We start from the raw sequence: 20048 nt of genomic DNA, 5'->3' as shown, positions 1-20048 counted from the left end.
TGACGGGCGGAGTTCTCCCTGATGGGCGGATGGATGCGGCGCAGACGTCCGCCCGACGTGGAGAAGTCCGCCCGAGGGGGTGGTGGGGTTCCGGGGTTCGAGCAGGAGCGGGGCGCGACCACGGGTGGGGGCTCGCGTCGGCGCTCGGCCTGAATCTTCAGTGCCCGGAAACAGATCAAGGGCCTCCGCTGACGCGGAGACCCTTCACTGTGTGGCGGTGACGGCGGGATTCGAACCCGCGGTTGCTTGCACAACACACGCTTTCCAAGCGTGCTCCTTCGGCCGCTCGGACACGTCACCAGGGAACAACCTGAACAGTCTATCCGATCGGGCGGCCCGCCCGTGACCGTCGCCGTCACCCGCCGCGCAGGGCCTCAGAGAGACTGCGAATGAATAATATTGCACGCCGTACCGCGCCTGCATAGCCTCATGTGAGGACGCATAGACGTCACATGGCAGGCGACATTTCTGGGGAGACATGAAGGCCAGTTCGACCACGGCAACACGGGGATCCGACCTCGTCGGACCCCGCGCCCTCCGCGAATGGATCACGGGGGAGCGGAAGGACTATCGACGGGTGTTCCTCGTCGAGAGCGGCGCTGCGGCAGACGGAGTCGCTGCAGTGGCCGGCGAGGATGACGTGGTCTTCCTGCCCTCGGGGAGTGAACTCGCCGAGGGCCGTGCCACCGTCGTGCGGTACGACGGCGCGCTGAGCGACATCGGAGACGAGCTGTTCCTCGGCGAACGAGGCGTCGAGCTCCAGGACTACGTCGCTGCGGCGTTCATCCAGATCGTCGGCCCCACGGCGGTGGCGCTCTTCGACGCATCCAGCTGGCGAGCCTTCTTCGACGACGCGGAGCTCGCCCGCCGGACGGGGGTCTTCCCATCGGCACTGCTCGACCCGCACGTGCTGCTCGCGGACCGCAGCGCTCTCGCCTCTCCGGAGGGGCTCCGGACCCCCTCCGCTCTCAGGGTGACGGCGGGTGGCCGGGTCAGCGTCGGCCTGCGGGGCGGTGTCCTGGGCAGCGTCGACGATCTGCAGACGCTGCTCGCGGTTCCGGTGCCCCTCGCCGCGGCCCTCGAAGGCCTCGCGCCCGCGGGAACCGTCGTCGACGACCTGAGAGATCGCGGATGGATCGGACGCTACCTCACCGCCATCGACCTTATGCGGATGCTGCGGCTGGTGAACGGCGACGCCAGGATCTCGGGATTCGGATGGTCCCTCGTCGACGACGGACGCGCGGATGCCGAACCGCTGAGCGCCGATCCGCTCCTGCTCGAGACCGAAGACGGCGTCGTGCTCGCCGACACCACATCCTTGCGTCGTCAGCTGCTGTCGCCGGTGACGGCGAGAGTCGTCGCCATCACTCAGACGTCGAGTGCGCCCGATGTCGCTGCCGAGCGAGTCGCCCGGGAGCTCGATGTGTCGACATCCGCAGCCGCAGTCCTGTGTCGCGAGGCGATCGCCGCACTCGACGTCCACTTCGGACGGCGCGCCGACGCCTCATCGCCGATCACGGGCGTCGGGAGATGAGCGTCCCGCACGCGCTGTGGACCTCGATGGTCTCCGCAGACACCGCTTTCGCTCCGGACCAGGTCGCCATCGCGGCCGCCGGGAATCGCATCGAGTTCGCCGACGGATCCACGCGCCTCTGTGCGACGAGCGGTCTGTGGAACGTCCCGCTCGGATTCGGCAACCCGGCGATCACCGAGGCGGTGAACCGAGCGATGCGCGACGCGTCGTACCTGTCGCTGTTCCGCGCGCCGCATCGATACGCGGAAGCCGCCGCCGAGGCCCTGATCGATCTCGCGGACCCGGCCAGGTACAGCAGAGTCATCTTCTCCACGTCGGGCGGAGCGGCGAACGACGCGGCGATGAAGCTCGCACGCCAGTACTGGACGCAGAGAGGAGCGGCATCCCGCTCGCTCGTCGTCGGTCTGAAAGGCAGCTATCACGGCACGATGTACGGCAGCCATGCGCTGAGCGGCGACGACCTTCTGCAATCGGCCTATGCGGTCGACCGCAGATCAGTGCGGCACGTCTCCCACAGCGACGACGGCGAGGAGCTCGAGGCGCTGCTGAAGAGGGAAGGCTCCCGAGTGGCGTCCGTGGTAGTCGAGCCCGTCCTGGGCAGCGGCGCGCATGCACTGTCCGACGCATTCGTCTCCCACCTTCTCGCACTGCGCGAGGAGTACGGATTCCTCGTCGTCGCGGATGAGGTCGCGACCGGATTCGGTCGCACCGGGTCGATGTTCGCCACCGACGGATGGGCTGCCGCCCCCGACGTCCTCATCCTCTCGAAGGCGTTGACGAACGGCGCCGCCGGTGCGGCCGCGATCCTGGTGGGGCACAGGGTCGCATCCGCCTTCGCGCGCGGCGGGTGGACCTTCGTCCACGGGGAGACGCAGGCGGGGACACCCGTGTGCGCGGCGGCCATCGCCGCGGTGATCGACGAGCTGCAGCGCATCGACGCGACGTCGACGGCGCAGGCGCTCGCGGTCGAGCTGTCGTACCTGGCCGGCCGGCTGACAACAGACGGCGTGGTCGCCGAGGTGACGGGAAGAGGCTGCTTCGTCGGGCTGGGCCTTCGCACTCCGGGCGGGAGTCTGCTCTCCGGCGGTGAGGTCATGCGAGTCGTCTCCTCGATCGCGCAGAACGGCGTCCTCGTGCAGCCCGGCCCCAGCGCCATCGAGCTGATCCCCGCCTACGGATTCACCGCGGAAGAGCTCCGCGAGGTGGAGTCGGCCGTACGCGCGGGCGTGGCGCACGCGCGGGCGGAGGCGGCATGACTCCCGGATTCGCGGCAAGGGTCCCGACGCTCTGGCACGGGCGCGGTGTCGCGCCACACGTCACGACGCGCCTCACCGAGGGGCGTGAGACTCTCGTCATCGTCGACTCGGCGATCAGCGTCCCCGCCCTGACGGCGCGCTCAGCCGGAACGCTCGAGGTGGAAGCTCGGTCGGTGACCGTCGCGGACGTCGTCGCGTTGGCGCGCGTGATCGCTCGTCGGCGACCGCAGGTGATCGTGGCCGTCGGCGGAGGGACCGTTCTCGACGCCGGCAAGATCGCGGCGCTGGCGCTCGCTCCCGGTCGACTGTTCGACTTCGCCATCGAACGCGCGTCGACGTCGGCGTTGACCTTCCTTCCCGACGCTCGGCCACCGGTCGACATCGTCGCCGTGCCGACGACGCTCGGCACGTCGTCCGAGACGAACAGCGTCGGCATCCTGAAGAACGACAGCGGATACCGGCTCATCGTCGGGCGGTCCCTGAGGCCGCGCCACGCCATCATCGACTCCGGCCACCTGGCGACTCTCACGCCCGCGGCCGTCAGAGAGGGAGCCTTGGAGGCGTTCCTCCGTCTGGCCGGCGCGTCGACGAGTCCGCGGAGAACCGCGAGAGGGAAGAGCGACGCCGTCGCGCTCGGGAGCGCGATCCTCAACTTGGTCGGTCGAGATACGGCCTCCGAGGCATCGCGACTGCGCCTCGCGCGTCTGAGCGCGGCGACTCAGCGCAGCGCGGCGCTGCGCGGGCAGGACCCCTACAGCGCCCGGCACTGGTACGTCGCGAATGAGGTGGCCTTCGTGCTGGAGGTTCGCAAGGTGGTCGCCACAGCGGCGGTCGTCGCTGCAGTCTGGCGTCGGATCAGCTCGGGAGACTCGCGCTGGGGGGACCGGGCGAGCCTCGAGCAGTTCTGGACCGAGGCCGCGGGTGGCATGGCCCTGCCGCTCGACCCCGCCGCCGGCATCGCCGCGCTGATGGACCGGTGGGCGATTCCGCTGCCGCCCAGGCCGACGGCGCACGACATCGATCGCATCGCCGTTTCCACCCACGCGTCGTGGGGAGATCGCTACCCGATGCTCCCAGGTCTGGTGGAAGAGGACTTCGTCGACGTGCTCCGTGACTCCCGCTGGAGCCCTCAACCGGTCGGCCATCCAGGCCGACTTTCGACGATCTATGCAGAAAGGAGGTGAATCAGATGAACACAGGTGTGGAAAAGGGAATTCAATTCCAGGAACTCGAGGAGATGGACGCTCCCAGTTGGGAGAGCTTCTACCAGGGCGTCATAGGCGCGCTGGTACTCATCGGGATCGGCGCGGCCGCAGCGACGTGAGCCCGCCGGACGACGTAACTCGACACGGAAAGGAGATGAGCATGCAGGCAGCAGTGCCGACGCTGGAGTTCACCGAGCTCGAGGCCATGGATGCGCAGGATGACGCCCTTGATTGGACGCGCGGATTCGCGGTGGGCGTGATCATCGGAATTCTCGCCCTGACATAGGGGCTGAGTCGCAACGCCTACAGAGGAGGTAACACATGCACGCGGAGTCACTCGAGTTCCTGGAACTCGAACAGATCGATGCACCACTCGAGTGGTGGGAGCACGCCAGCTACATCATCGCCATCATCGGCGGTGCGGCAGCGATCGCAACGTGACCAAGAGGGGTGCGGGCGGGCAGCGCGTCCGCACCCCCGTCGTTCGGAGAGGGGATGGGAATGCCAGGGCTGATCACCGAAGCAGTGCGGGAGAGACTCGACAGGGTGGGCGCGGTTCCTCGTGAGCAGGATCTGTACGACGGAGCCGGCACCGACTTCTACGAACGGCTGGTCGGGCCCGACCGCGCCGAGATCCGTGAAGTGCTCGCACTCGCGAGAGGCGCCGACGGGCCCGTCCTCGACGTGGCCGCAGGAAGCGGGAGGCTGACGATCCCGCTGGTGCGGTCGGGCCGACGGGTGACCGCGATCGACCTCTCGGCCGACATGCTCGCGCACCTTCGCCGCGCACTGCCGGACCATCCGCTGCTGGACTGCGTCGTCGCGGACATGCGCGACTTCTCACTGAAGCGCCGCTTCGCGCTCGTCGTCATCGGAGCGACATCCATCACCCTGCTGGACCGCGGGGGGAGGTCTCTTCTCTACGCGAACGTACGCCGGCACCTCGCAGTCGACGGCGTCTTCGCCTTCACCGTCGCGGGAGGCGCCTCCGCCGCGAGCCTCACAGTGCCGAGGGACCAGGAGATCAAGGTCCCGGGCCCCGGCGGGGAGGAGACCTACCTCTTCTCGCAGCAGGTGGAGGAGGGCGGTCAGGCGCGCATCGTCAACTGGCTCCGGGCCGCCGACCTGGCGGACGGTGGAGAGGTGACGGTGCTCACGAGCCGGTTGCGGGTGCTCGATCACAAGGTCCTCGCGCGCGAACTCGTCGACGCCGGATTCGCCGAGCCCGCCGTCTCGCCGGTGCGCACGCACCGCGGCGACGACATCGTCCTTCTCACGACGACGTGGGCGGGACCGTCGGAAAGCGAGGGGGGATGATGCCTCCCCGTAGTTCCGTTCGCCGCCGAGGGTCGGGAACCGCCGCTCCGCTCACCTCCGACGTGCGTCCGCTTCTCGCGTCCGGTGTCGCGTTCGAGCAGGCGACCGACGGAGCGGCATGGATCGCGATGGTCCGCGGCGTGCCGTCATCGAGGGTCTCGCGAGCGGTGGTCGACCTGCTGACGGCGATGGACGGCGAGACCGCGCTCCGAGACCTCCACCTGCGCTTCGCCGCCTCCCAGTCGACGGAGAGCTTTCTGCAGCTGGTCCAGCGCTTCCGCGCCTCCGGACTCCTCGGCGGCGAGACGACGCTCCCGCCCGGCCGGCTGTCGTATCGGCCCCCTTTCACCGTGCAGGTCGCGACGCTGCGCGCACCGGCGATCTTCGGTCGTCTGAACGACCTGCTCATCCCGCTCCCGCGCCGCGCGGTTCTGGCGACGGTGGGCGTACTGCTGTGTCTCGGACTTCTGGCCGCGGTCCCGCAGACGAGTGACCTGATGAACGTGCTCGCCAGACCGATCCCGCTGCCCGGGCTCGTCGCGCTCGTCGCGGCGCTGTCGCTGATGACGCTGCTGCACGAAAGCGCCCACGGGCTCACGCTGACGAGGTTCGGCGGCCGGCCCCGCCGAGCGGGCTTCATGCTCTTCTACCTCAGCCCTGCGTTCTTCGTCGATGTGACCGACGGCTGGCGCCTCCCCGACCGGCGGCAGCGCGTCGCGATCGCACTGGCGGGGCCCGCCGTGCACGCCGTGATCGGCGCGATCGCGATGCTCGCGGCGCTCGCGGTTCCGCAGCCGGTGGTCCGCGAGACGCTGCTGCTCCTCGCGCTCTCCTGCGCCGCCATCGTCCTGGTCAACCTGATCCCGTTCGTCCGATTCGACGGCTACATCGCCCTCATGAGCGCCCTGGACGAGCCGAACCTCAGGGCCCGGAGCATTCGCGACGGCGGTGACTTCCTCACCCGCATCCTGTTCGGGGGGCAGCGGGCGAGCAGGAGCCTGGACCGCTGGTGGAGCGTGCCCTTCGGCCTCGCGAGCCTCGCCGCGCCGATCGTCCTGGTGCTGTTCGCGGTCGTCCGCATCGCTCGAGCACTCGCCGGCGGCGGACCGGTCCTCGGTCTGCTCGTCGTCGCGGTGGAGGCCGTCGTCGTCCTCGTCGGCGTGGGGCTCGTCTCGAAGGCCCTGCTCCGCATCCTCCGGTCGGGTGTTCCGCGCCTCCGATTCGCGTGCGTCGTCGCCGCCCTGGTCGCGGGCGCCGCGATCGCGGGTGCGGTGATCCCCGTGCCGGTGACCGCCACGTTCGGTTTCGTGACACGCGACGACGAAGTGGTCCTCGTGCACGCGGGCGAGACGGTCGAGGGGGACGTACCCGCGGGGGCGCCGGTCGCGCTGATGAGCAACGGCATCCTCGTGAACGAGCAGGTCGGGCGGGGAACGATCAGGCTGCAGCGACCCGAGGCGACTCGGGTTCCGCTCGACGCGCTGATGCCCGTCAAGGCGGAGGGCCTGTCGACCCCCGCGGTGATCGTCGCCCGGGTGGACGAGGCCGACGGAAGCGGGCGCCTGCCTTCGACGGGTCAGGCGCGAGTCGAGCTCGGCACGGCCAACTTGTGGCAGACGCTCTGGGCGACGGGCGTGGCGCTGCCGCTCGGGGCCCTTCAGAACGAAGTAGGAAAGGGATGAAGATGAACGTCAACGCAATCGAGGTCCGAGGACTCACGAAGAAGTACGGACACCGCGTCGCCGTCGAAGACCTGTCGTTCGCCGTGCCGTACGGGTCGATCGTCGGCCTCCTGGGCCCGAACGGCGCGGGCAAGTCGACGACGCTGAGGACGATCGTGGGCCTGCTGGCGCCGACCAGCGGCGAGAGCCTCATCGACGGCGCGCCGTTCTCGGCGCTCGACAATCCCGCGTCGCACGTCGGCGTGCATATGGACGGGTTCGGCTTCGAAGGGGGCATCACCGCGAGGCGACACCTCGAGATCGCCCGGCTCGCGGCCGGGGCGCCTCGCGGCCGTGCCGAGGAGGTGCTCGACGAGGTGGGGCTCGCCGCCGACGCACGTCGCCGCGTGCGAACCTTCTCGACCGGAATGGCGCAGCGGCTCGGACTCGCGGCTGCCCTCATCGGATCCCCGCGGACGCTCATTCTGGACGAGCCCGCGAACGGGCTGGACCCCGACGGCATCCGCTGGCTCCGCCGGTTCCTCCGTGACTACGCACGACGCGGCGGCACCGTGCTGATCGCCAGCCATCAGCTCTCCGAGCTCGAACAGGTCGTCGACCAGGTGGTCGTCATCAAACGACGCGCGCTCTTCGCCGGACGACTGGAAGACCTCGTCACGAGTGACGCCGACTCGCTCGAGAGCAAGTACTTCGACCTCGTCGAAGGAGCATCCGCATGAGAAACGCCATCAGAAGTGAAGTGCTGCGTGCGGTGAGCGGGTTCTCCATCCTGGCGGTGTACCTCGTCGCGCTTCTCATGCCGCTGTTCGTGCTGTTCTCCGACGGGTCGCGCTTCGTTCTCGTCGGGATCGACGCGGGCGCAGCGACCACGCGTCTTCTGGAGCCGCTCGCCTGGTGCGCGATCTCGGCGGCATTCGTCGGGGCCTACGGTGTCACGCGCGAGTACTACTACGGCTCGATGGACAGAACGCTCACCGGCGTCGGCTTCCCCCGTGCCTTCTCGGGCAAGCTCGCGTCCGGCGTCCTCGTCGCGGTCGCACTGACGATCGGCATCCTCATCGCCTGGACCGTGGGGGTCGCCGTCCTCCTGGCACAGGACGGGCTGGCGCTTGTCCTCACCCCCGATGCGTGGCGGATCTACGCAGGCGCCCTGATCGGCGCGATCCTTGGGTCTCTCATCGGGGGTGCCATCGGCTGGATCAGCCGTAACTACTACGTCACGGCGGCGATCGTCCTCGTCTTCCCGATGGCCGTGGAGTTCGCGCTGCTGCGAACGGCACCGGAGGTGGCGAAGTTCTCGCCCGGGCTCGTTCTCGCGGCGTTGAGCGTTCCCCGCTATCAGGACCGGCTGCTCGAGTTCGCGCCCGCGCTCGGCATCGGGCTCGCCTGGGCCGCCGGGCTCGTCGCAGTCGCCTGGATCCGGTGGCGGAGGAGGGCCGCGTGATCGGCCAGGCTCTTCGAGCTCAAGCCCGCGGCCTCGCGGGCGACGTCGTGCTCCTCTGGGTGGCCGTGGCGGCGTTCCTGATGTCGCTCTCTCTGGCGACGAGCATCCCACCGGAGTTCGCGGATGCCCCGGCCGATGCCCGTGAAACTCTCACCGCGCCGTTCAGCGCCGTCCTCGCGACCTACGGGGCGGTCCTGGCCGCGGTCTACGGGTCCTTCCGCTACACGATCGACCGACGCGACGGTGTCGTCGCCCAACGTCTGATGCTGCAACCTCGGTGGGCGACCCTGCTGGCCAGGGTCCCTGCGTCCGCCGTCGGTGGCTCGGTCGTCGCGCTCGCAGCGGTGGCCGGCGGCCACACGGCGCTCGCGGTCGCCATGGGAGGCGTCGCGATCGATCTCCCGTCGATCGGATCCGCGCTCGCGCTCGGCGCCGTGGCGGGCCTCTGGGGAATGGGCTTCGGGGTCGTCGTGCAGGCGCATCTCGTCGCCCTCTTCCTCGTGTCGATGTCGATGGGGGCGTCGATCCTCGTGGCCATGTTCTGGAAGGTCGGGGCCGTCTACCTGCCTCTGCTCGCGATGCTCCAAGCCTTCCGTTTCGACCTCGCCGCGGTGGGCGTCATGCCGGAGGACAGCCTGGACGGCTCCGTCGCGGCGTTCGTCACGGCCGGTTGGGTGGTGGCGGCGCTGCTGGCCGGGGGAGTGGCGTTCATGAAACGCGACGTGACCTCGTGACCTCGTGACATCGTGACCTCGTGACCTCGTGACCTCGTGACTTCCTGACGCACAGCAGCCCGCGCGGCGCCGGCCGGTGATCGGACCGCCAGACGGCCGACGTAGGATCTCTGGGTGGCAACCCCCAAGATCGTCCTCTTCTACGTCTTCACACCGCTCGCCGACCCCGAGGCGATCAGGGTCTGGCAGCGCGACCTCGGCGAGGCGCTGGGCCTGCGCGGGCGGGTGCTCATCTCGAAGGACGGCGTCAACGGCACGCTCGGCGGCGACCTGCTCGCGCTGAAGAAGTGGGCGCGGTCCTTCCGGTCGTACGTGCCCTTCCGCGACACCGACATCAAGTGGAGCGAGGGCACCGGCGTCGACGCCGACGGCCGCAGCGTCGACTTCCCCAAGCTCAGCGTCAAGGTGCGCGACGAGATCGTGTCGTTCGGGGCGCCCGGCGAGCTGCGCGTCGACGAGGGCGGGGTCGTCGGCGGCGGCACGAGGCTCAGCCCCGAGGCGCTCCATGAGCTGATGGACCAGAGGGGCGAGGAGGTCGTCTTCTTCGACGGTCGCAATGCCCTCGAGGCGCAGATCGGCCGTTTCCGAGGTGCGGTCGTGCCTGATGCAGAGACGACGCGGGACTTCGTGCAGCTGCTCGACTCGGGCGAGTACGACGATCTCAAGGGCAAGCCCGTCGTCACCTACTGCACGGGCGGCATCCGCTGCGAGGTGCTGTCCAGTCTGATGACCGCGAGAGGATTCGGCGAGGTCTACCAGCTCGAGGGCGGCATCGTCCGGTACGGAGAGAAGTACGGCGACGACGGCCTGTGGGAGGGTTCGCTGTACGTGTTCGACAAGCGCGGTTCCGTCGACTTCTCCGACCACGCCGCCGTCATCGGCGAGTGCGTCGCATGCGGTGCGGCGACCAACCGCACCGCGAACTGCCCCGATCTCTCGTGCCGCACGCAGTTCGTCGTGTGCGAGGACTGCGGCTCGGCACGCTGCGAGGCGCACGCGGCCTGACCACGGCGAGCCCGACCCCGCACCCGGCACCAGCGAGCCCGACCCCGCACCCGGCACCAGCGAGCCCGACCCCGCGACCCGCACCGGCGGCCCGCACCCGCCTGCCCGTGACTACGCCAGCACGGGGCCGTCCGTGCGGCGGCTCGCGAACAGCGACCGCGGCAGCAGGAAGGCCCGCACCCGCGCGGGCCTGTCGACGCCCTGCCGCAGCCGCCGAAGCGCGGCGCTCAGTGCGGCGTCCAGCTGCTCCGACCGCTCGGAGGAAGGCCGCGCGTAGCTCGCCTGCTCGACGGCATCCGTGAGAACGCGCATCGTGTTCGCATCCACTCCGTTGTCGCGTACGAGATCGGCGCCGCGCCGCCGCGGAGACTCGGCATCCGAGAGCGGGATGCCCAGATCGAGCATCGTCGCGCGCAGCTCCGTCCATGCGGATGCCGCATCCCCGCGTCGCGCGCGGCCCCGGCGGGCCGACCGAGCCGACAGGCGTATCAGAGCGGGAAGAAGCAGCAGCACGAGGATCCCGAGGGTGGCGAGCGTCACGGGCGTCGGGTCGAGAGTGCGGAGCTGGCCGGTCGTTCCCGCGGCCTCGTCCGTGTCGCCGCGCTCGATCTCGGGGCCGGACGACTGCTCAGCGCTGGGTGCGGTCGTCGGAGCGGGAGCGTCGGCGCCGTCGGCGCCGCCCCCCGACGTCGAGCCGGCGACGAACGCCGTGGGCACTCCGAGCGATGCCGTCGGCTCGAACGGCACCCAGCCCACGCCGGGGAAGAGCACCTCGGGCCACGAGTGCAGCTGGTCGCTCGACACGGAGTAGACCGCCTCCTCGCCCCGGGTGCTGTCGGTCCGCACACCGGGGAGGTAGCCCACGACGATGCGCACCTCCATGCCGAGACTCTCGGCCATGAGGGCGAAGGCGCCGGCGAAGTGGATGCAGTAGCCGGAGCGCTCGTCGAGGAACTGCGCCACCGCGTCTGCGCCCGTGCCGTCGAAACCCTCGTCGACCGGCGTCTCCAGCGAGTACGCGAACTGGCTGCGGAACCATGACTGCATCGCGATGAGCCGGTCGTAGTCGTTCGTCTCCTCAGCCGTCACCTCGCGAGCGGTCTCGCCGATGACGTCGGGCAGGTCGACCGGCTCCGCGTCGGGGTCGCCGACCGGATCCGCGGCAGGCAGTGCCCGGATCTGCTCGAGGGTCGGTGAGACGCGCGCCGAGCGGACCGTGTAGTCGTTGCCGACGGCATCCGCATCGCGCGCGGCGATCGTGCGGTTGTCAGGACTCAGGCGCCACGCCGCCGGCAGCCCCTGCACGCTCACGGCCGGATACGGCACGGGCAGCCACGAGCTCGACATCCGCAGGATGCGGATGGAGGTGCTCTGGTCCTCCGCGCCGATGTCCGTCGACCATTCGTCGGGGCCGAATCCCTCGCTCTGCGCCTGGAGGTCGCCGCGATCGGGCTGCCAGATGCGACCGTTGAACTGCGACAGGGTGGTGAGGCGCAGGTACGGTGCCGTGTCGGCGGTCGTCGCCAACGTCAGCACCTCGACGGGATTCGGCTGGCGCAGATCGTCACCGAGACGCAGCGAGGCGTCGACGGTGACGCCCACGCCGGTTCCTGCGAGCGTGGTCGACACGGGCAGCGCCGGCGCGATGACGAGCGTCGAGGCGAGGGCGGCCACGCCGAGGCCCGCCGCCACCACCCCCGACGAGCGCCGCGGGGACTCGGGGTCCTGGCCCGCCGTGTACCGCAGCAGGACGAGGACGAGGATGCCGAGGGCCACGAACCACACGACGTCGGTGCCGCCGAGCGTGACGATCATCGGCATCGCGCCGACCACCGCGGTGAGGAGTGAGGCGATCACGGCGCCGCGCTGTGCGACGAGCTGGTCGAGGAGGATAGCGACGACCGCGAATCCCAGCGCCATGACCGCTTCGAGGCCGGGCGTGGCCTCGAGCGGAGCCGAACCGAAGACGACCTCCTCCCAGGCGGAGGCGGCGAGTCCCTGGAAGGTGGTGAACGTCAGCTCGGTGGGGACGACGCCGAAGACCGCGGTATCGCCCGCGACGAGGAGCGTCACGGTGCCGACGGCCGCGGCGGCCTGCGCCACGATGCTCGCGAGATCGCGCACCCAGGAGCTGCGGCGGCGCAGCAGCGTCCGCACGCCCACGCCGGTGATGGCCGTCACGACGATCACCGCCAGCACCGCGAAGGACCATGCCCCGGGCTGGATGACGGACGTGAAGGGCCACATGGCGATCACTCCGGCCACGGCGGCCAGCACCGCAGGCACGACCCGGCTCGGCGGCGTCTCGTGCTCGCGGTGCCACTGCAGCGTCTCCGGCCGCGACGCGGCCGCGCTCTCAGCCTTGAACATGACGCCCTCCCGCAGAACCCGGCGCTCCCGAAGGGGCGGGCGTGGAGGCGGGCCCGGGCGTGGAGGCGGGCCCGGATGCAGAGGCAGGCCCGGATGCAGAGGCGAACGGCCCTTCGGGGGCGGTCCCGCCGATCCGCTCCGGAAGAGCGTCTTCCCATGCCGCCGCGACGTCATCGCCGAGCGCGGAGAAGCGCCAGCCGTGCTGCGTCGCCGCCTCTGCGGCACCGGGCTGAGCCGCCGTGGCGAACAGCACGGGAGCGGCCGCTCCGGACGGGCGGAGGAGCCCCGCGTCCTCCTCGTCGATGTCCCCGGTGATATAGACGAGCGGGCCGGGAGGCGTGCCCCCGACGAGGGTAGCCAGGTCGCGGGACTCGCCGCGCGGGGCGACGAGGGCGAGGGCGACGAGCAGTCCGTCGCGGTCGTCCTCGTGTCCGCGCAGGGTTCCGAGTACCGCACCCGAGCTGTCGATCACGTCGACGCCGTAGCCCTCCTGCATGAGGTGCACGGCCACAGAGGCGCACAGCGAGACGGCGGCCTCGAACGTCGGGTCCTCGGCTTCGCCCGGACGCGCCCACCGGGCTGCGGCGCGGTCGAGCACGACGAGCGCATCCGGGCTGGACTCCTCCTCCTCCTGCCGGACCATGAGTTGGCCGCGGTGCGCAGTGGCGCGCCAGTGGATGCGCCGCATGGAGTCGCCCGGGATGTACCGCCGCGGCGAGAGGTTGTCGCTGCCCTGCCCGAGCCTGCTCGAGGAGGTCTGCGCCGTGCCGCCTGCCGCGCCGACCCGCACCGTCAGGGCCGCGAGCGTGTAGACCTCGGGTACGACCGTCACCGTCCGCGTGTCGCCGAACGCCTGTTCGCGCTGTGCGAGGCCGAACGGGTCGACCGTGCGCAGCACCAGCGGACCGATCGGCCACACCCCGCGACGCACCCCGGTGATGAGGTAGCTGAGCTGACCCGACTCGGGCGGATACTCCCCGGCGGAGTCGCCCGAGACGGCCGGGGGAAGGACGTCGCGCCACATGGCGCGCGGTACCCGCAGCGCGCGGAGCCCGAACCGCAGCGTGACCCGCGACGTCTCCGACACGGTCAGCAGGTCCGTCGATATCTGTCGCGCGACCGTGCCCGACCGGCGGGGCAGAGCGACGACGATCATCGCGAGCACGGTGAGCGCCAGGAACAGGACCCCGACGTGGAGGAGTATCGCCGCACCGAGCATGTTCGCCGCGATGATGCATCCGATCCCGGCGAGGAGCGCGGCCGTGCCGCGGAGGGTGAGGATGCGACGGCGAGGCATGACGGCTGAGGGATCAGGAGCGGACGGCCACGGGGACGCGCACGCGCTCGACGATCTGACGGAGGGCCGCCTCGACCGGCTGGGCGCCGGCCCGGTGGGCGCCGCGCGCCGGGAGGAGCCGGTGGGCGAGAACGGGGATGAGGAGAGCGGTGACGTCGTCGGGGATGACGAAGTCGCGCCCGTCGAGAGCCGCCGACACCTTCGCCGCGCGGATCAGCTGCAGCGTCGCCCTCGGGCTCGCGCCGAGGTGCAGGTTCGGATCGGCGCGGGTGGCCTGGGCGAGAGCCACGGTGTACTCCTCGATCGCGGCGGCGACGTGCACGGCGCGCGCCCAGGCGATGAGACTCGAGATCGAGGCGGCGTCTGCGACCGCGGTCACCGCGGCGAGCGGGTTCACGGTGTCGCGCTGGCGGAGCATCTCGGCCTCGGCCGCGGCATCCGGGTACCCCATCGAGATGCGCATCATGAACCGGTCGCGCTGCGCCTCGGGCAGCGCATAGGTGCCCTCCATCTCGAGCGGGTTCTGCGTCGCGACCACCAGAAAGGGGTCGGGGAGCATGTGGGTGGAGCCGTCGACCGTGACCTGCCCCTCCTCCATCGCCTCGAGCAGCGCGGACTGGGTCTTCGGGGACGAGCGGTTGATCTCGTCGGCGATGACGATGTGCGCGAACACCGCCCCGCGCTTGAACTCGAACTCGCGGTCGACGGGGTTGTAGACGCTCACCCCGGTCACGTCGCCGGGGAGAAGGTCGGGCGTGAACTGGATGCGCCGCACCGTCGCGTCGATGCTCGCGGCGAGAGCGCGGGCGAGCATCGTCTTGCCCACGCCGGGGACGTCCTCGATGAGCAGGTGCCCCTCGGCGAGCAGGCACACCAGCGCACTGCGCACGGCCTCGGGCTTTCCGTCGATCACCCGGCCCACCGACGCGAGGATGGCCGACGTCTGTGCGGCGAACTGCTCCGCGCTGACGACGGTCGGTACCGGGGGCGGGGTGTCTGGCATGCGTTCCCTCTCACGTGGGCGCTGCGGTGCGCGTGCACTGATCGTAACCCGGCTGCATGGGGAAGGGGTCAGAACCGTCTGCTCGTGCAGAGGCGCTTTCACGGCCGCCGTGGCGCTGCTCATCCCCAGACGCGCGCTCGCGGTTCGCCCGGGTCCCACCGGTCTGTCAAAGAGCACCTGCGGGCATCGGCTAGACTTGTCCACGGCTCTCCGCGTGGCGGCATCCAGGCCAATTCCCCCAGGGCGGAAACGCAGCAAGGGTAACCGGGCTCTGCTGGGTGCGCGGAGGGTCACTTTCTTTTTCCGCGGCCGGCGGTCCCGATGCCGAGCACGGGCTGTCAGCGTCCTCCGGGGCTGGCCTGTCAGGATCATGACGTGACGAGGTCAGACCTGATGGGCACCGCAGACGCCCCACGCCCCCATCCGCTGGGCCGCTTCGCCTCGCCCTTCCTGCTGCTGGCCGCGATGTGGCTCGTGCAGTTCGCCGATGCCGTCCTCCCCGGTTCGTTCACCGGATTCGGACTCCGCTCCTGGGACCCCTCCGGGCTCGCGGGGATCATCCTCGGGCCGCTGCTGCACGCGAGCTGGGCGCATCTGATCGCCAACTCCGTGCCCTTCCTGGTGCTGGGCTGCCTCGTGGCGGTCGAGGGCGCACGCCGATTCTGGACGGTCACGGCTTTCGCCGCCGTCGTCGGAGGGCTCGGCACCTGGCTGCTGAACGCACCGGGCACGCTCACGGTGGGGGCCTCGGGTCTCGTCTTCGGATACTTCGGGTACACGGTCATGCGCGTGTTCGCACCCGGCCGGGTCTCGCACCGCATCCTCTACGCCGTGATCGCGTTGGTGGTTATCGGCGTCTACGGAGGGTCGATGCTCGCCGGAGTGGTCGGCGTGCGCGACGGCATCTCGTGGCAGGCGCACCTGTTCGGCGCGATCGGCGGCGCGCTCGCCGCGTTCGTCGGCAGAGACGGGCCGCGCCGCCCGTGACCGCGCCCAGGAAGGCCCCGACGAAGAGCGTGAAGAAGACCGCGACCAAGTCCGCGAGGAAGACCGCGGGCCCCAGGGCGCGCAGCGCATCGGCTCGCCGGAAGAGCCCGCGGTCGCGCGCCCGCGGGCTGTCCCCGCGTCGACGGGCCCAGAGGCGGATGCAGCGGCGTCGCCTCCTGCAGCGCATCGCGATCTCCGTCGGCGCCGTGGCGGTCATCGTCGGGGCGGCGGTCCTGATCCCCCTCGCGCTCGCCCAGGAGAAGCCCCTGGCCATCTGTCTCAGCGACCCGACCACCTTCCCCGACGCGGGTGTCGCGGGGTGGGAGGGCGAGCAGCTGGAGAACGCCGCGACGATCATGCAGACGGCCACGGCCCTGGGCTTCGGACGCGACGGACAGATCCTGGGGGTGATGACCGCGATGGGCGAGAGCAGTCTGCACAACATCGACTACGGAGACTGGGAGACCGGCGGCTTCACCAACCCCGACGGCAGTCGCACCACGAGCATCGGCCTCTTCCAGCAGCAGGAGTGGTGGGGGAGCGCCGCGCAGCGGATGGATCCGGCGACCGCGGCCACCCTCTTCTACCAGCGACTCTCGACAGTGCCCGACTGGCACGCGATGGAGCAGTCCGCCGCCATCCACCGGGTGCAGATCAACCTCGACCCGACGTACTACTCGCGCTACTCCGCCGATGCCACCGCCGTGGTCGACGCGCTCTCCGCGCCCTGCTGACCGGGCATTTCGCACGGCTGTCAACCCGGCGCGGTCATCGGCAGGTGCACCTAGGCTGGGTCCCGTGGCGCAGAGCATCTACATCACCTCGGCCGAAGGCCATACCGGAAAATCCACGATCGCCCTCGGCGTGCTGGATGCGCTGATGCGCGTCACGCCGCGGGTGGGTGTGTTCCGCCCGATCGCGCGCTCCGTGTCCGAGCGCGACGACGTGCTCGAGCTGCTGCTCGCGCACGACGGCGTCCACCTCGACTACGAGGACTGCGTCGGCGTCACCTACGACGACGTCCGCGATGACCCCGACCGCGCCCTCTCGACCATCGTCGCCCGGTTCAAGGCCGTCGAGGCGCGCTGCGACGCGGTGGTGATCGTCGGCAGTGACTACACCGACGTCTCCAGCCCGGCCGAGCTCGGCTACAACGCCAGGATCGCCGCGAACCTCGCCGCGCCCGTCCTGCTGGTCCTCAGCGGACGCGACCAGCAGCGCCAGGCCGAGCAGCTGGGCACGACGACCGCACGCACACCGGCGGCCGTCGGGCAGAGCGCCGCCCTCGCCCTCTCCGAGCTCGCGGTCGAACGGGCCGAGCTGTTCGCGGTCGCCGTCAACCGCGCCGACCCCGACGCGCTCGCCGACATCGAGGCCGCGGTCGTCGCCGTGCGGCCCGACCGCGAGACGCCGGTGTGGGCGATCCCCGAGGACCGCACGCTGGTGGCGCCGTCGATCAACGGCATCCTGTCGGCCGTCGACGGCCGACTCATCAAGGGAGACCCCGACCGGCTCGCCCGCGAGGCGCTGACCATCGTCGTCGCCGGCATGTCGATGGTGAACGTGCTGCCGCGCCTCACGGACGAGGCGGTCGTGGTGATCCCCGCCGACCGCACCGAGGTGCTGCTGGCGACGCTGCTCGCCGACGCGTCCGGCACCTTCCCCCGCGTCGCAGGGATCATCCTCAACGGCCCCTTCCCGCTGCCCGAACCGATCGTTCAGCTGCTCGACGGCTTCACGTCGACCGTGCCGATCATCACGACCGATCTCGGCACCTACGACACGGCGGTCCGCGTGATGGGCGCCCGCGGGCGCATCTCGCCCGAGTCGAGGGGCCGCTACGACCGCGCCCTCGGACTCTTCCAGACGCACGTCGACATCGCCGAGCTCACCACCCAGCTCGGCCTCGCCGAGTCGCGCGTCGTCACGCCGCTCATGTTCGAGTACGGCCTCATCGAGCGGGCCCGCTCCGACCGTCGCCGCATCGTCCTGCCGGAGGGCGACGACGATCGCATCCTGCGCGCCGCGGCGACTCTGCTGGCGCGCGAGGTGGCCGACCTCACGATCCTCGGCGACGAGGCGTCGGTCAGGTCGCGTGCGGCGGAGCTGGGCGTCGACATCTCCGGCGCCCAGGTGATCAGCACCGGCGATCCCGAGCTCGTCGAGCGCTTCGCGGCCGAGTACGCGCGGCTGCGCGCTCACAAGGGCATCACAATCGCGCAGGCCGCGGACACCGTGACCGACGTGTCGTACTTCGGCACGATGATGGTGCACCTCGGCCTCGCCGACGGCATGGTCTCGGGCGCCGCGCACACCACGGCGCACACGATCCGCCCGTCGTTCGAGATCATCAAGACCAAGCCGGGCGTCGAGGTCGTCTCGAGCGTCTTCCTCATGGCGCTCGCCGATCGGGTGCTCGTCTACGGCGACTGCGCCGTGATCCCCGACCCCACCAGCGAGCAGCTCGCGGACATCGCGATCTCCTCGGCGGCGACGGCGCGGCAGTTCGGCATCGAGCCACGCATCGCGATGCTCTCGTACTCGACCGGGGAGTCGGGGACGGGGGCGGACGTCGACAAGGTCCGCGCCGCGACCGCCCTCGTCCACGAGCGCGCGCCCGAGCTCCTCGTCGAGGGGCCGATCCAGTACGACGCCGCGGCCGACGCCGCGGTCGCGAAGGCCAAGCTGCCCGACTCGGCGGTCGCCGGCCGAGCGACGGTCTTCGTGTTCCCCGACCTCAACACGGGCAACAACACCTACAAGGCGGTGCAGCGGTCGGCCGGGGCAGTCGCGATCGGGCCCGTCCTGCAGGGGCTCAACAAGCCCATCAACGACCTGTCGCGCGGAGCTCTCGTCGACGACATCGTGAACACGGTCGCGATCACCGCGATCCAGGCGCAGGCGGAGGGAACGGCATCGTGAGCGCGATCCTCGTCATCAACAGCGGATCGTCGTCGCTGAAGTACAGCCTGATCGACATCGAGAACGAGAACGAGCTCGCCAGCGGACTCGTCGAGCGCATCGGCCAGGATCTCAGCGTCATCACGCACACCGTGCGCCCCGACACCTCAACGGGCGCCGTGGTCACGATGCTCGAGGCGTCCTTCGACGATGAGCGACCGGTCGCCGACCATGACGCCGCCTTCGCGGTGATGCTCGAGCAGTTCGCGGAGCACGGGCCCTCGCTCGACGAGCATCCGCCCGCCGCCGTCGGGCACCGGGTCGTCCACGGCGGGGCGCGCTTCTACGCCCCGACGCTGGTGACGCGCAACGTCGAGGAGCAGATCGAGGAGCTCTCGGTGCTGGCGCCTCTGCACAACCCCGCCAACCTCGCCGGGATCGTCGCAGCGAGAGCCGTGTTCGCCGACGTCCCGCACGTCGCGGTCTTCGACACCGCCTTCCATCAGACCCTCCCCGCGGCCGCCTACACCTACGCCATCGACGCCGAGCTCGCCGCAGCTCACCGCGTGCGCCGGTACGGGTTCCACGGCACGAGCCACCAGTTCGTCAGCGAGGCCGCCGCGGCGTTCCTCGACCGCGATCCCGCGACCCTGCGGCAGCTCGTCTTCCACCTCGGCAACGGCGCATCCGTCACGGCGATCGACGGCGGCCGCTCCGTCGAGACCTCGATGGGACTCACCCCGCTCGAGGGACTCGTGATGGGCACCCGGTCGGGAGACCTCGACCCCGCCGCCCTCGTACACCTGTCGCGCCGCGCCGGCCTCTCGATCGACGACCTCGACGCCCTGCTCAACACCCGGAGCGGCCTCAAGGGCCTCGCCGGACGCAGCGACATGCGCGACATCCTCGCCGGAAGGGATGCCGGAGACGAGGCCGCGACGCTCGCGTTCGACGTCTACATCCATCGCCTGAGGGCCTACGCCGGCGCGTACATCGCCCAGCTCGGCGGAGTCGATGTCATCTCGTTCACGGCGGGCGTCGGCGAGAACGCCGCGGCCGTGCGCGCCGAGGCGATGGCCACCCTGGGCTTCGCAGGTGTCGAGCTCGACCAGGCTCTCAACTCGAGCCGCGGTCGCGGCATCCGGAGGATCTCCGCGGATGCCTCCCCGGTGACCGTCCTCGTGGTCCCGACCAACGAGGAGCTCGAGATCGCGCGGCAGACGGCCCGGATGCTCTGACCGATACTCCGGCGGGGGTTTCCGCCGACGCCTCGCCGCAACTACGCTTGCACAGTGGCACGGAGAGGTGCCGGA

The 20048-nt window shown here is 70.6% G+C and carries 19 protein-coding genes, 1 tRNA gene and 1 other RNA gene; 17 read left to right on the top strand and 4 right to left on the bottom strand.

Going from position 1 to position 20048, the window contains the following annotated elements:
- Nucleotides 1-212: 212 nt before the first annotated feature.
- Nucleotides 213-300, bottom strand: a tRNA-Ser gene (locus tag BN2660_RS01895).
- A gap of 178 nt (nt 301-478) precedes the next feature.
- On the opposite strand from BN2660_RS01895, the gene mpaB reads away from it, so the two are divergent.
- The 12 genes from mpaB to BN2660_RS01850 all read left to right on the top strand — a co-directional run bounded on the left by mpaB (nt 479) and on the right by BN2660_RS01850 (nt 10177).
- Nucleotides 479-1534 carry a daptide biosynthesis RiPP recognition protein gene (mpaB, locus tag BN2660_RS01890; protein WP_091226534.1) on the top strand — a complete coding sequence of 352 codons (1056 nt, stop codon included), beginning with the start codon at nt 479-481 and terminating at the stop codon, nt 1532-1534.
- Nucleotides 1531-2790 (top strand): daptide-type RiPP biosynthesis aminotransferase, encoded by a 1260-nt coding sequence (mpaD, locus tag BN2660_RS01885; RefSeq protein ID WP_091226532.1) that lies wholly within the window; start codon nt 1531-1533, stop codon nt 2788-2790. Before mpaB ends, mpaD begins: the two co-directional genes overlap by 4 nt.
- Nucleotides 2787-3974 carry a daptide-type RiPP biosynthesis dehydogenase gene (gene mpaC, locus BN2660_RS01880; RefSeq protein WP_091226529.1) on the top strand — a complete coding sequence of 396 codons (1188 nt, stop codon included), beginning with the start codon at nt 2787-2789 and terminating at the stop codon, nt 3972-3974. The genes mpaD and mpaC overlap by 4 nt, the downstream gene beginning before the upstream one ends.
- A gap of 5 nt (nt 3975-3979) precedes the next feature.
- Complete coding sequence (gene mpaA1, locus BN2660_RS16725; RefSeq protein WP_255304987.1) at nt 3980-4114, top strand: MpaA1 family daptide-type RiPP; 135 nt, start codon at nt 3980-3982, stop codon at nt 4112-4114.
- A gap of 41 nt (nt 4115-4155) precedes the next feature.
- On the top strand, nt 4156-4281 hold the full coding sequence (gene mpaA2 / locus BN2660_RS16720; protein WP_255304986.1) for an MpaA2 family daptide-type RiPP: 126 nt from the start codon (nt 4156-4158) through the stop codon (nt 4279-4281).
- A gap of 35 nt (nt 4282-4316) precedes the next feature.
- The gene (mpaA3, locus tag BN2660_RS16840) at nt 4317-4436 is read left to right on the top strand and encodes an MpaA3 family daptide-type RiPP (RefSeq protein WP_304364065.1); all 120 of its coding nucleotides are present in this window, start codon (nt 4317-4319) and stop codon (nt 4434-4436) included.
- Nucleotides 4437-4496: 60 nt separating this feature from the next.
- A complete protein-coding gene (mpaM, locus tag BN2660_RS01875; protein WP_091226567.1) occupies nt 4497-5312 on the top strand; it encodes a daptide-type RiPP biosynthesis methyltransferase in 816 nt (271 codons plus the stop codon).
- Complete coding sequence (gene mpaP, locus BN2660_RS01870; protein WP_141651217.1) at nt 5312-6994, top strand: daptide biosynthesis intramembrane metalloprotease; 1683 nt, start codon at nt 5312-5314, stop codon at nt 6992-6994. The genes mpaM and mpaP overlap by 1 nt, the downstream gene beginning before the upstream one ends.
- A 2-nt stretch (nt 6995-6996) precedes the next feature.
- Nucleotides 6997-7713, top strand: coding sequence for an ATP-binding cassette domain-containing protein (locus tag BN2660_RS01865; protein WP_091226564.1), 717 nt, complete (start codon nt 6997-6999; stop codon nt 7711-7713).
- Nucleotides 7710-8438: an ABC transporter permease gene (locus tag BN2660_RS01860; protein ID WP_091226525.1), complete on the top strand. Its 729-nt coding sequence runs from the start codon at nt 7710-7712 to the stop codon at nt 8436-8438. Before BN2660_RS01865 ends, BN2660_RS01860 begins: the two co-directional genes overlap by 4 nt.
- On the top strand, nt 8435-9172 hold the full coding sequence (locus BN2660_RS01855) for a hypothetical protein (RefSeq protein ID WP_091226562.1): 738 nt from the start codon (nt 8435-8437) through the stop codon (nt 9170-9172). Before BN2660_RS01860 ends, BN2660_RS01855 begins: the two co-directional genes overlap by 4 nt.
- 114 nt (nt 9173-9286) lie before the next feature.
- On the top strand, nt 9287-10177 hold the full coding sequence (locus tag BN2660_RS01850) for an oxygen-dependent tRNA uridine(34) hydroxylase TrhO (protein ID WP_091226523.1): 891 nt from the start codon (nt 9287-9289) through the stop codon (nt 10175-10177).
- A gap of 111 nt (nt 10178-10288) precedes the next feature.
- Here BN2660_RS01850 and BN2660_RS01845 read toward each other — a convergent pair whose 3' ends face one another.
- Genes BN2660_RS01845 through BN2660_RS01835 form a run of 3 tightly spaced genes read right to left on the bottom strand, consistent with a single transcriptional unit; the run spans nt 10289 to nt 14847 of the window.
- Nucleotides 10289-12547, bottom strand: a complete 2259-nt coding sequence (locus tag BN2660_RS01845; RefSeq protein WP_091226520.1) for a transglutaminase TgpA family protein — start codon at nt 12545-12547, stop codon at nt 10289-10291.
- Nucleotides 12534-13844: a DUF58 domain-containing protein gene (locus tag BN2660_RS01840; protein ID WP_091226518.1), complete on the bottom strand. Its 1311-nt coding sequence runs from the start codon at nt 13842-13844 to the stop codon at nt 12534-12536. The genes BN2660_RS01845 and BN2660_RS01840 overlap by 14 nt, the downstream gene beginning before the upstream one ends.
- 13 nt (nt 13845-13857) lie before the next feature.
- Complete coding sequence (locus BN2660_RS01835; protein WP_091226516.1) at nt 13858-14847, bottom strand: AAA family ATPase; 990 nt, start codon at nt 14845-14847, stop codon at nt 13858-13860.
- A 201-nt stretch (nt 14848-15048) separates the two neighbouring features.
- On the opposite strand from BN2660_RS01835, the gene ffs reads away from it, so the two are divergent.
- The 5 genes from ffs (at nt 15049) to BN2660_RS01810 (ending at nt 19973) form a co-directional block, all read left to right on the top strand.
- Nucleotides 15049-15145, top strand: an RNA gene (ffs, locus tag BN2660_RS01830) — signal recognition particle sRNA small type.
- A 77-nt stretch (nt 15146-15222) separates the two neighbouring features.
- Nucleotides 15223-15834, top strand: coding sequence for a rhomboid family intramembrane serine protease (locus BN2660_RS01825; RefSeq protein WP_255304985.1), 612 nt, complete (start codon nt 15223-15225; stop codon nt 15832-15834).
- Between the two features lie 158 nt (nt 15835-15992).
- Complete coding sequence (locus BN2660_RS01820; RefSeq protein ID WP_091226511.1) at nt 15993-16568, top strand: hypothetical protein; 576 nt, start codon at nt 15993-15995, stop codon at nt 16566-16568.
- Between the two features lie 64 nt (nt 16569-16632).
- Nucleotides 16633-18756, top strand: coding sequence for a phosphate acetyltransferase (gene pta, locus BN2660_RS01815; RefSeq protein WP_091226508.1), 2124 nt, complete (start codon nt 16633-16635; stop codon nt 18754-18756).
- A complete protein-coding gene (locus BN2660_RS01810; protein WP_091226505.1) occupies nt 18753-19973 on the top strand; it encodes an acetate/propionate family kinase in 1221 nt (406 codons plus the stop codon). The genes pta and BN2660_RS01810 overlap by 4 nt, the downstream gene beginning before the upstream one ends.
- The last annotated feature ends 75 nt before the right edge of the window (nt 19974-20048 follow it).

The sequence above is a fragment of the Microbacterium sp. 3J1 genome (genome assembly GCF_001049495.1).
Taxonomy (GTDB): Bacteria; Actinomycetota; Actinomycetes; order Actinomycetales; family Microbacteriaceae; genus Microbacterium.
The sequence above is the reverse complement of the archived record's forward strand: the minus strand, read 5'-3'. Positions and strand labels throughout refer to the sequence as shown.

Coding starts and splice junctions, on each gene's coding strand:
- mpaB (WP_091226534.1), top strand. CDS start 479: ATGAAGGCCAGTTCGACCACGGCAACACGGGGATCCGACCTCGTCGGA.
- mpaD (WP_091226532.1), top strand. CDS start 1,531: ATGAGCGTCCCGCACGCGCTGTGGACCTCGATGGTCTCCGCAGACACC.
- mpaC (WP_091226529.1), top strand. CDS start 2,787: ATGACTCCCGGATTCGCGGCAAGGGTCCCGACGCTCTGGCACGGGCGC.
- mpaA1 (WP_255304987.1), top strand. CDS start 3,980: ATGAACACAGGTGTGGAAAAGGGAATTCAATTCCAGGAACTCGAGGAG.
- mpaA2 (WP_255304986.1), top strand. CDS start 4,156: ATGCAGGCAGCAGTGCCGACGCTGGAGTTCACCGAGCTCGAGGCCATG.
- mpaA3 (WP_304364065.1), top strand. CDS start 4,317: ATGCACGCGGAGTCACTCGAGTTCCTGGAACTCGAACAGATCGATGCA.
- mpaM (WP_091226567.1), top strand. CDS start 4,497: ATGCCAGGGCTGATCACCGAAGCAGTGCGGGAGAGACTCGACAGGGTG.
- mpaP (WP_141651217.1), top strand. CDS start 5,312: ATGCCTCCCCGTAGTTCCGTTCGCCGCCGAGGGTCGGGAACCGCCGCT.
- BN2660_RS01865 (WP_091226564.1), top strand. CDS start 6,997: ATGAACGTCAACGCAATCGAGGTCCGAGGACTCACGAAGAAGTACGGA.
- BN2660_RS01860 (WP_091226525.1), top strand. CDS start 7,710: ATGAGAAACGCCATCAGAAGTGAAGTGCTGCGTGCGGTGAGCGGGTTC.
- BN2660_RS01845 (WP_091226520.1), bottom strand. CDS start 12,547: ATGTTCAAGGCTGAGAGCGCGGCCGCGTCGCGGCCGGAGACGCTGCAG.
- BN2660_RS01840 (WP_091226518.1), bottom strand. CDS start 13,844: ATGCCTCGCCGTCGCATCCTCACCCTCCGCGGCACGGCCGCGCTCCTC.
- BN2660_RS01835 (WP_091226516.1), bottom strand. CDS start 14,847: ATGCCAGACACCCCGCCCCCGGTACCGACCGTCGTCAGCGCGGAGCAG.
- BN2660_RS01820 (WP_091226511.1), top strand. CDS start 15,993: ATGCAGCGGCGTCGCCTCCTGCAGCGCATCGCGATCTCCGTCGGCGCC.